The organism is Caulobacter sp. GW821-FHT12A07 (genome assembly GCF_058807655.1).
In genome coordinates this window covers 463,075-472,596 of the sequence record NZ_JBXAQX010000003.1, presented here as the reverse complement: position 1 = coordinate 472,596, position 9,522 = coordinate 463,075, and the positions used below count along the sequence as shown (strand labels likewise).

Genomic DNA, 9,522 nt, shown 5'->3' with positions numbered 1-9,522 from the left:
AGGCGCAACCGCTCGCAGGCGGTGCTTTTGGCGGGGGTTTCAGGCGGTGAGGTGCAGGGTCTCGCCCGGCGTCACGAGGTCGATCGAGCGCGACAACTCAAGCTGTGCGACCACGACCTCCTCGAAGGTCTGGACGCGCGTGGTGGCGAACTCGACGGTGTAGTTCAGGTCGCGCCGGAACAGGCCCTGGCGCTGGTCGAAGTCGTTGTCTTCCGAGGACTGGTAGGTCAGGCGGCCGATCGAGCCGTCCGCGAGGGCGAGGCGCGGCGTATCGGACAGCACCGGGTCGATGGCCTTGGCGATGGCTATCCGCAGATCGTTGGTCGGCGCCCAGATCGTGAGCTGGAACGACTTCTCCTGATTGCGTACCACCTTCATGGCCTGGCCCTGAACGCCAACACGGGCGGCCGTCAGCCGGGCGGTCGCCGGCAGGGTGATCACCGCGCCGGCGACGGTCGCGCCCGTGACGAGGGCGGCGAGGCTGGCGGCCACCTGGGCGGCTGTCCGACCGGCGGTGGCTTGGTACGCCACGGCCTGGCCGTTGATGATCAGGACGAGGTTCTGCGGCGCGTAGGGATTGGGAGCGGCGCCGCCGACCGTGACGGTCTGGCCCGAGGCGGTCAGGGTGTAGGTCGCGGCGTTGCGCCCAACCTCGCGCCACCCAGTGTCCTGGCGCGTCGTGTTCCGGTCGCCCTTGCGGGGATAGATCGAGACGTGGCTCTTCCCGGCCAGTTTGTCCCGGTCGAGTGTCTGCGGGTCGGGCCAGCCGGCATAGACCACGACCGCGGAGCCGACGACCGATGGCGGCGCGCCTGTCGGGTAGAGGGTGCTCGCGATGAGGTCGCGCAGGGCGTTCTCAACGTCGGACAGGTCGGCCATGCGTCAGGCCTCCAGCTTCATGCAGCGCAGCCGGTGACCCATGCTGTCCCAGTAGGGGGCGCTGACTTGATAGACCTCGCCGAGGTCGTCGGTGACGATGTCCCGGGCCTTGACGAGGCCGCGCGCGGTGGCGCGGCGCGGGATGAAGATGTCCCAGTAAGGCGCGGTCCCATCGCCGGGCAGTCCGACCGGGCTCTTCTGGCCCTCACGGCGAAGTTGGATGCTCGCCGGCAACTCGTTGCCTCCGGAGACGGGCGCCGCCATAGCCGGCGTCTGGCCGCCGTATCCGATCGCCCCCTCCCCCTCCTGGGGCGCGGGGCGCGTGATGGTGATGGTTCGGGGATAGAGGAACGACATCAGCCGAACGCGTGGGCTCGATAGGGCTCAAGGGCGGCGCGGCTGGCGGCGTCGAGGAGGTCGTCGGCGAACCGCTCCACCTTCGTCCCGCCGGCCTGATAGATCTTGATGTTGCCGGTCATCTCAGGCGCATCAAGGATCGCACCGGCGGCGGCAGCGGTGGCGCTGAGGATGGCGGGCGGCAGGTTCGCCTGGGACCATCCGGCGACGTAGCGCAGCCGGACCTCGGTGAAGGACGCGCCGTAGACGCCGGCCGGGATCCACACCTCACCGGTCGCGTCACTGACGCTGGCCTGGTGGACGTCGAAACCGATCCACGACGGCGGGCCGCCCATGAACTGCAGGCTGGTAATCAGGCCGTAGTCCGCCGGGATGCCGAGCGCTTGGTCCGTGCGGCGTCCGAACCCATAGCGCCCTCTTCCAGAGAGCAACCGAACGGCCGGGCCGCGCGTGATGCGCATGATCGGGCGCTTCGACGGAAGATGACGCTCCTCCAGCAAAACAAGCCCAGCCTCCAACGACGCGCCGGCGTCGTGATCGAAGGCCGACGGCTCGAAGGTGATGGATGTTTCGGTGACGCCCGAAACGACGATCGCCTCCACCTTGTCGGTGTTCTCGCGATCGACCACGAAGACCTCGCCGAGCAGATCCTGGCTCGCCACCCAGCGAGGAGCGGTGACGGTGGCGGCCTGGCCGGCCACGATCGCGTGGCTCAACGCCAGGGCGCGGGTCGGCGTCAGGCCTGCCATGTAGCAGGGCGCGCCAGCCGCGTCGGGCGCCCACACCACCCCCTCGGATCGGCGAAGATAGGCGTTCACCAGCGCCGTGGCCGCATCGAGCATCGGCTGGGTGGCCCCCGCGAGGCCCCACTCCGCCGCGTTGGCGAGCGCGATGTAGCTCATCAGGCGGCGATCAACTGCGGCTTGGCCGGCAGGATCAGCGGCGAGCGGAAGGCCATCTCGTGCTTGATCATGTAGCGCCCCAAGTTGCCAGGGACCTCGGCCTTGCCGTTCTCGAAACGGACATTGAACATGATGGGTGAACCGTCCTCACGGAACCAGTCGCGCGGGCACTCGGCCGGCTCGTGGCCGCCGGGGCAGACCATCATGTCGAAGACGCCCTGGCGCGGGCCTTGCTGGTAGATCTTCATCGGGGCCTTCCGGAAAAGCAGAAGGGCGGCCCGAAGACCGCCCTTCTGAGGGTTCGGCGCTGGGGAGAAGCGGCGCTGGGTTAGCCGGCGGCGACCGTCGGACGCGTGATGGCCACCACGGCGTGCGCGTAGCTGGCGCCCTTGGCGATCACGTTGTTGAACCAGACGGCGACGAACTGCTTCTGCAGGCCGGCCAGCAGGCCCAGTTGGAAGAGCTGCGGGTTCTTGTCGCCGTTCGGGTTGATGTAGCTCATCTCGATCCAGGGCTCGGAGACGATCACCGCGAAGTAGTTCGAGTTGCCCGAGCCCGGCGCGGTGAAGCCGAAGCTGTTGTCGGTCGTGGCCGGCAGGAAGGGATCGGAGATCAGCGGCAGCGTTCCGGCCTGGGTTTCCAGGGCGCGGACCGTCACGCCGGCGACGACCACCTTGCCCAGGTCGATGCTCATCGCCTTGGCTTCACGGTCGATCATGTCGCCCAGCAGCGGGTTGATGTAGAACGCCGTCGGCGCGGGGGCGAACGTGGTGTTCGCCATCATGGCGGCCACCTTCGTCTTCAAGCCATCGATGATCGAGGCACCCAGAGCGATCTGGGCTTGGTTGGTGATCTGCCGCAGCAGGCCCACGTACTGGTTCGTGGTCGGGGTGGTCAGCGAGGTGTCCGTGCCCGACCATACGGCGGAGGCGGCGGTGACGACGCAGGCGTCGATGATGTCCGCCACGTCCTTGGCCTCGACGTAGGCGAAGCGGCCCTGCTGCTGGGTCACCTGGACGTCGAACAGTCCGAAGTTCGACTGCGCGGTGATCGCCTTCAAGGCGGCCGAGCGCTCGACGCGGGTCGGGCCGCCGGCCGACGGAGTGATGTTGCGCGGATCGGTGAAGCCGCCGGTGACGATGGCGGTCTGCTCGAAGTAGCGGTGGGGCGAGCCGGTGGCCGGCACGTGGTCAGCGCGGTCGATGAACACGCTCTTGCGGCGAACGATGTCGGCGATCTCCGACTCGTACAGGTTCACGTGGATGGCGCCGTTGCCGAGATAGTCGGCCGCAGCTTTCATCGTGTCGAATTGGGCCGTGGCCGTCATCGGGGATGTCCTCTCTGGGTCAGGGTTGCGAGCGGCGGCCGGTTAGGCGGCGGCCAGGGCGCCGTTGCGCTCCAGCTCGTTCTTGAGCTGCATGCGCTGGACGGGGTTCAGGTTGGTCTTGGCCAGGGCCGTGTCGACCGCACCGACGGTCAGCTTGCCGCCCTCGGGGATGGTCAGGTCGGCCTTGGCCATCAAGGCAGCGATCTGCGGCGAGAGCGTCTTGCGCTCGGGCTGCTTTTCCTTGTCGGCGGCGGCCTTCAGGTCGGCGATCTGGGTTTCCAGGGCCTTGATCTTGTCGGCCTGCTCCTGGTCGGCCTTGGTCTTGCTTTCAGCATCGGCGGCGGCCGCGATGTCAGCCAGGCGCTTGGTCTCGGCTTCGGCGGCGGCTTGGAGCGAGGCCTGCACCTGGGCGATGCCGTCGGTCAGGGGTTGCAGCGCCGGCGTCATGGCGGCGGCGATGGTCTGGCCGAGCGCGGCCAGTTGTTCGGGGGTCATGTTGAATTCTCCATCCGCTGACGCGGCGATCGAGGTGCTTTCGTAGGCGGCCTTGTCCTTGCGGAGGATGGCGGCGCCGGTGAACACGCACTGGGTGATCCCCCAGCAGCCGCCCTCGTCGTTGGCGTAGATGTCCGCGAGTTCGTAGGAGAACCCGAGGACGTCCTTCTTGGCCTTGATGCTGGCGGCGGCGACTGGATAGTCGCGTGCGTAGATGAAGCCATCGACATGGATGGCCCCGTCCTCGACGGTCGCGGCCGTGATCACCCCGATTTTCGCGGTGACGTCGTGGCCGTCGAAGTCTTCGGTGAAGTTGACCCCCATCCCCAGCAGGGAGGGCAGCGCGGCCTTGGCGGCGGCGGTCTTGAGGATCACCTTCTTGCCCTTGGAGCCGTGCGGGGCGCGGTCCGAGGGCACATCGAGTTGCGTCAGCACGCCCGAGAAGGGCATGCGGTTAGGGTGGTTGGCCACGGCCGGCATGTTGAGCGCCATGGCGCTGATGCCGTCCAGGTGCATGGCCGAAGCGAGCATGGCGTTCTCCTCGACCCAGTTGTCGTTCAGGGGTTCGTGCACCTCAGGCCCGAAGACGAGGTCGCCGGTGAAGGGCGAGACGCTGTCGAGGCCGCCGGACGGCTCGCCGCAGTAGGCGATGGTCAGGTGCGGCATGTAGCTTTCGAAGTCCCATACGGCACCGGCGGCGATGGCCTCGCTCCAGCGGGCGGTGAAAGCCGCAGACTGGAAGCGCAGGACGATCGCGCCCTTGTCGCCCAGGGGGACGATGTCGCGGTCGTCGCCGGAGACGAGGACCTCGCCGCCGTCTGGCGTCAGGTCGAAGTCGGCTTTGCTGTGCGCGATGGTGGTGTGCAGCTTGTCGGCCGGCGTGATGTTCACGAAGCCTTGGCCACGCGCCCATTCGACAACTGCCGCCGCGCACTCCGGGGTGAGGTAGCGGGCGACGTAGCGGCCAGCCATCAGACGCCCAGGCGCTCGGCGAGCATCGTCAGGACGTAGCGGATCAGCCCCTGGTCGCCACCGGTCAGGCGCCGGATCTGGCCGACGTATTCCTCGGTATGGACGTCCAGTTGCTCGAGGTGGCCGGGGGCGGAGATCACGTGGCCATCCAGCGCGTCCAGGCCGCGCAGGCTGTCGACGAAACAGGCGTGCGACACCGGTCCATCGACACCCTCCGCTTCGGCCAGTTGCTCCAGGACAGCGGCGGCCTCTTCGCCTTCCAGCGGGCGAGCCTCGACGACCTGACCGCCCGCCACCGTGACTTCGGCCACGGCGGTCTGGTCTCCGCCGGGCGCGCCCGGGTCCAGACCGATGATGGTCGCGCCCTCCTCGGAGGCGGCCAGCAGTTCGGCTCGCTCCTCGGCGGTCATGCTTTCGACCTCTTCGGCGGACAGGCCGGCGGCGACCAGGGCGGCGACGTTGGGATCCACGATGGTTTCGACGGTCTCGACCGTCTCGGTGGTGTCGGTCACGGGCTTTTCCTGGGCTTTTCGACGGGCCATTGGCGGGGCCTCAGAAGGTTTCGGTGGAGCGCATGGGCGCGGCTCTTAGGCGGTGATGCGGATATCGACCGTGCCGGCGGCCAGGGTGCTGGCGGCCAGGCGCGGGGCGATGTTCACGGTGAAGCCGGCCTGGGTCCTGGCGCTGATCCAGACCGTCGCGTCCTGGCTCGGGGTGCCCTGGACGTTGTAGGCGGCGGGGAGCGCGCCGACGAAGGCGGCCGTGACCGCCGCGCCAGCGCTGCCGCCAGCGGCGTGGCTCACGGTGAAGTGGCCGGTGAACAGCCGGTCCTCTTGGGCCAGCGCCGTGCCGGTCAGGATGGAGACGGTGTGGAGGGTGCGGGACATCGGGTCAGTCCTTCGTCTTGGCGACGGGCTTGGCCGGCGCGCCTTTCTGGGGTTGGTCCTTGGCCGCCTGCTCTGCCCTTGTCTGGGCGATGAGCGCGTCGGCCTCGATCTTGGTCAGGTCGCCGAACTGGCCGGGCAGCGGGGCCATGCCCTTGCGCTTGCGGTACTCGTTCGGGGTGACGGCGTTGTTCTCGTAGTCGCGGGCGTAGTTCTCGCTGAGCGGGCCCTCCTCCTCGGCGTCAATGGCCGGGAAGCGGAAGCACAGCTGGCTGAAGCCCAGCCGCCCCTGGATGATCTCGCGGCTGATGGACGAGGCGTAGAGGGTCGCCCACGGGACGATCGCCTGATCCCAGTCGCGGGACTCGGCCGTCTCGCCGTTGCCCACCTTCACGTCGCGTTCGATGTTCAGGTTCTGAGGCGAGAGGTCGAACGAGGCCGCGATAGTGCGGATCAGGTACTCTTGGAACAGCGGGTGGAGGGCGTCGTCGCCCTCGGGGAAGAGCCGGTGAACCTTGGCGCCCTTGCCCGAGATGATCGGCTGGGTGCCCTGCCCTTCAATTTCGTTGATCCAGTAGGATCGGAACGCCGCGATCTGCTCCGGTGTCGCGCCCTCCCCCATGTCCAGGATCGACGAGGGCTTGGCGTTGGTCGCGACGTTGGCGGCAAACTCGTCCAGGCCCAGCTGGCGGGCGATGGTGGTGAACGCCACCTCCAGGGGGCCGAGGCCGAATGGCGTCGAGGTCCGCGGGTTGGGGCGGATGTAGACCAACTCGTCGTTGCGCAGGTCGATCCCGTTCACGCCGACGCCGTTGTAGGCGCCATAGCCCGAGGTCTGGCAGTACCGGGCCTCGTTCGGCTCGCCAGTCCAGCCGACGTGAACCTGGATGGCCAGGCCGTCGGTCGGAAAGAGCCAGATGCGGTCCGCGCCCGGCTGCATCTCGATCGCGCCGGCGCCGCAGAGCATGTCCTCGACGACCTGCTCGGTCATGGACCGGAAGCTGTCGTCATTGTTCGGGTTGGCCAGCGAGGCCTTCACGACGGCTATCTGGCGCTCAAGCTCGCTGTTGAGTTCCACGCCCGGGATCGGCACCACTTCCCATTCCAGGCGCGCGATCGGGTTCTTGATCGCGTTGATGGCCCGGCGGGCGTACGGCGTCTCGGAGAAGGCCCGCAGGTTGCGCGGCGTCGGCTTGTAGACCGGCCGCTTCGATCCGCGGCTGTTGGGCCAGAGCCAGAGCGGGAACGGCAGGGTGTCGCGGCGCGGCGCTTTCGGCCGGCGGCCCAGGCGCAGCGTCTTGGTCAGGAGGTCCTTGAAGGCCATGCGGTCAGCCGAACGCGAACTGGTGCGAGCCGTCGGGCAGCTTCAACTCGGTCACGGCCCAAACGAGGGCGTCCATCCGGTTGGGCGATTCCTCTCCCTGGTAGCCGGCGGGCGTCGTCATGACCATTTCGGCCTCCATTTTCGGGAATTGGTCCCGGTGACGGACCCGGTTCTGGTCGTAGAAGGCGGCGACGGGCTCGGCGCGTACGTGCTTGCCGCGGCTAGCCGAGACCAGCTTGACCCGGGCCACGACATTGGCCGCGATGAGCGTGCTCTCGACCATGTCGCCGCCGAAATTCTTCTCGGCCACCACGAGATCCGCCATCCAGCGGTCCACAGCCTTGGCCACGGCAGTGGCCCAGCCAGCGGGACTGGTCGCTGGAACGGTGGCGTCCTCAAGCACGATGCAGCCGTCGCCATATTCGGCCACGACCACGATGCCGACATCGTCGCCGCCGCCGGACGGGTCGACACCGACCACAACACGACCCCAGCCGCCGAGTACGAAACGCCCCGCCTGCCAGGCCCGGTCGAGCATGTCCCTGGTCCAGATCGCCCCCTGGACCGACGGCATGTATTTGCCGTCCCAGATCCACGCCGCGCGAAGCGGATCCTTCTGCCGGTCGAGGTCCATCTGCTCGCGCAGGGCCTCGGGGAAGTGCGGGTTCTGGTTCCAGTTGATCTTGCGGCAGATGGCCCGCTTGGGCTTCACCGGGCCGCGGAAGAAGACGTCCACCGGGTCGGTGGCCAGACGCGGGTTCCAGATGGCCCACAACTCGGAGATGGGCGTCCGCAGGACGGTCGGCAGCAGCACGTCGAGCGAGGCCTGCCGGACTTCCTGGGCCTCCTCCAAGATGGTGAGGCCGGCGCCTTCGAGCGACTTGATGCCTTCTGGCTTGCCGCCCTTCCACAGGCCGATGAACATGATCTTCTGGCCGCCAAGGCCAACGAAGGTCCCGTCCACTTCTCGGAAGTAGGTCCCGAGCAGCCCGTAGTGCTTGAGCCTGGTCCGCACCAGCTCCAGCGACGACTCCTTCAGGTTCGCCATGATCTCCCGGAGGAAGACCACCCGAAGCCCGGGGTTCATCACTGCGTGGAGGATCGCCGCGTTGGCGAACTCCCACGACTTGGCCGAGCCGCGCCCACCGTGGGCCGCTCGGTAGCGATAGGAGCCTAGAGGCTTATCGGTCAGAAACCGAAAGGCCTCGATCGGCTCGTAGATCATGCGCCGGTCTCGTAGTCCTCGTCGTTGCCGGCCTCAGCCGAAGCGCTGCCGCGAGTGACGTAGGTGATGCTGATCCCGGCGCCCTGGAGCGCCTCTCCGTTGCGGCCGGTCAACTCACGCCGGTTGGTGTAGGCGTCGCCCACCTCTTTGGCGGCCTGCTCCAGCAGATCCTTGGCCAGGGCGAGGTTGCCCATGTTCTCGGCCTTCTGCGCCATTCGCTCCAGCGAGCGGAGGCGGACCACACGATGGCTGATACCGATCTCCGCCTGGCTCTCCAGGAAGGTCTTCCGGGTTTCCTCGAACAGCGCCTTCCACTTCGGCGCCAGCCGGGCTCCGGCGCGCCGCGTGGGGTTGTAAGCCTCAACCGCTTGGATCGAGATCGTGAAGCCGAATTCCTTCTTGATCGCCTCAGCCACGACGGTCGGCGGGTCGAAGCACGCCAGAGCTTGGACGGCAAAAGCCCGCGCTCCGTCGTTCAGCTTCGGATCGCGACCCCGGGGCATCAGGACAACCTCATGATTAGCCGGCCCTCAAGGCGCGGCAGGTTCCACAGGCCTGAGCGACCCTGGCGGTAGCGATTTCAGGAGCCTGATTGGCCGCCTCGACGAATGCTCTGGCAGCCCCGGCAGCGGCTCCAACGCCATAGCGTCGAGCGATGCTGACGAACTCCTCGACGTCGTGGCCGCGGATGGCGAGCGCCGGCTTTCCGCTCTTGCGGAACTTCGGGGCGCCATACACGTCGCGTTCCTGGCCCGCGTGGAGTAACTCGTGCTCGACGAGGCTGCAGAATTCGGCATCGCCGCACTGCGCGGCATAGGACGCGTCGAGCGTGATCAGGAAGTCGGGAACGTGGCCGAACCACTCCTCGACCTGCTGCTCGGCACGGGCCTTAGCCCATTTGCCCATAGCCATCGGCGGCATGATCTCGCACTGACCAACGATGCGCTGGCCGGCGCGGGAGTTGCCGACGGAGGTCCACAGGAACCCGATCGAGGCGTGCACCAGGTGCGCGTGCTCCTCGTTCGCCAGCGTGGCGTCGGGGTCGATGAAAGTCTCTCGCGCCCACAGGCCAAGCTCAGGGCTGGGCATGAAGCGCGTTCGGAAGCCGTCGAGCATTTCAGCCGACGGCATGGGACGTAGGGAAGCCAGCATAACCT

12 protein-coding genes are annotated in these 9,522 nt (G+C 67.7%); all 12 read right to left on the bottom strand.

Features of this window, described 5'->3' with window-relative positions:
- Positions 1-39: 39 nt before the first annotated feature.
- Positions 40-879, bottom strand: coding sequence for a tail completion protein gp17 (gene gp17 / locus AC1RRS_RS08840; protein ID WP_492854823.1), 840 nt, complete (start codon positions 877-879; stop codon positions 40-42).
- 3 nt (positions 880-882) lie between these two features.
- Positions 883-1,236, bottom strand: coding sequence for a hypothetical protein (locus AC1RRS_RS08835; protein ID WP_492854822.1), 354 nt, complete (start codon positions 1,234-1,236; stop codon positions 883-885).
- The gene (locus AC1RRS_RS08830; RefSeq protein ID WP_492854820.1) at positions 1,236-2,138 is read right to left on the bottom strand and encodes a hypothetical protein; all 903 of its coding nucleotides are present in this window, start codon (positions 2,136-2,138) and stop codon (positions 1,236-1,238) included. Before AC1RRS_RS08830 ends, AC1RRS_RS08835 begins: the two co-directional genes overlap by 1 nt.
- Positions 2,138-2,386: a hypothetical protein gene (locus AC1RRS_RS08825; RefSeq protein WP_492854819.1), complete on the bottom strand. Its 249-nt coding sequence runs from the start codon at positions 2,384-2,386 to the stop codon at positions 2,138-2,140. Before AC1RRS_RS08825 ends, AC1RRS_RS08830 begins: the two co-directional genes overlap by 1 nt.
- An 80-nt stretch (positions 2,387-2,466) precedes the next feature.
- Positions 2,467-3,465, bottom strand: a complete 999-nt coding sequence (locus AC1RRS_RS08820; RefSeq protein WP_492854818.1) for a hypothetical protein — start codon at positions 3,463-3,465, stop codon at positions 2,467-2,469.
- A gap of 42 nt (positions 3,466-3,507) precedes the next feature.
- Complete coding sequence (locus tag AC1RRS_RS08815) at positions 3,508-4,932, bottom strand: hypothetical protein (protein ID WP_492854817.1); 1,425 nt, start codon at positions 4,930-4,932, stop codon at positions 3,508-3,510.
- On the bottom strand, positions 4,932-5,444 hold the full coding sequence (locus tag AC1RRS_RS08810; RefSeq protein WP_492854815.1) for a hypothetical protein: 513 nt from the start codon (positions 5,442-5,444) through the stop codon (positions 4,932-4,934). Before AC1RRS_RS08810 ends, AC1RRS_RS08815 begins: the two co-directional genes overlap by 1 nt.
- A 75-nt stretch (positions 5,445-5,519) precedes the next feature.
- Complete coding sequence (locus AC1RRS_RS08805; protein WP_492854814.1) at positions 5,520-5,819, bottom strand: hypothetical protein; 300 nt, start codon at positions 5,817-5,819, stop codon at positions 5,520-5,522.
- Between the two features lie 4 nt (positions 5,820-5,823).
- Positions 5,824-7,140 (bottom strand): phage portal protein, encoded by a 1,317-nt coding sequence (locus tag AC1RRS_RS08800; RefSeq protein ID WP_492854813.1) that lies wholly within the window; start codon positions 7,138-7,140, stop codon positions 5,824-5,826.
- Positions 7,141-7,144: 4 nt separating this feature from the next.
- A complete protein-coding gene (locus AC1RRS_RS08795; protein ID WP_492854812.1) occupies positions 7,145-8,365 on the bottom strand; it encodes a phage terminase large subunit in 1,221 nt (406 codons plus the stop codon).
- On the bottom strand, positions 8,362-8,868 hold the full coding sequence (locus tag AC1RRS_RS08790; protein WP_492854811.1) for a DUF2280 domain-containing protein: 507 nt from the start codon (positions 8,866-8,868) through the stop codon (positions 8,362-8,364). Before AC1RRS_RS08790 ends, AC1RRS_RS08795 begins: the two co-directional genes overlap by 4 nt.
- Before the next feature lie 16 nt (positions 8,869-8,884).
- Positions 8,885-9,517, bottom strand: coding sequence for a putative metallopeptidase (locus AC1RRS_RS08785; protein WP_492854810.1), 633 nt, complete (start codon positions 9,515-9,517; stop codon positions 8,885-8,887).
- Positions 9,518-9,522: the final 5 nt, after the last annotated feature.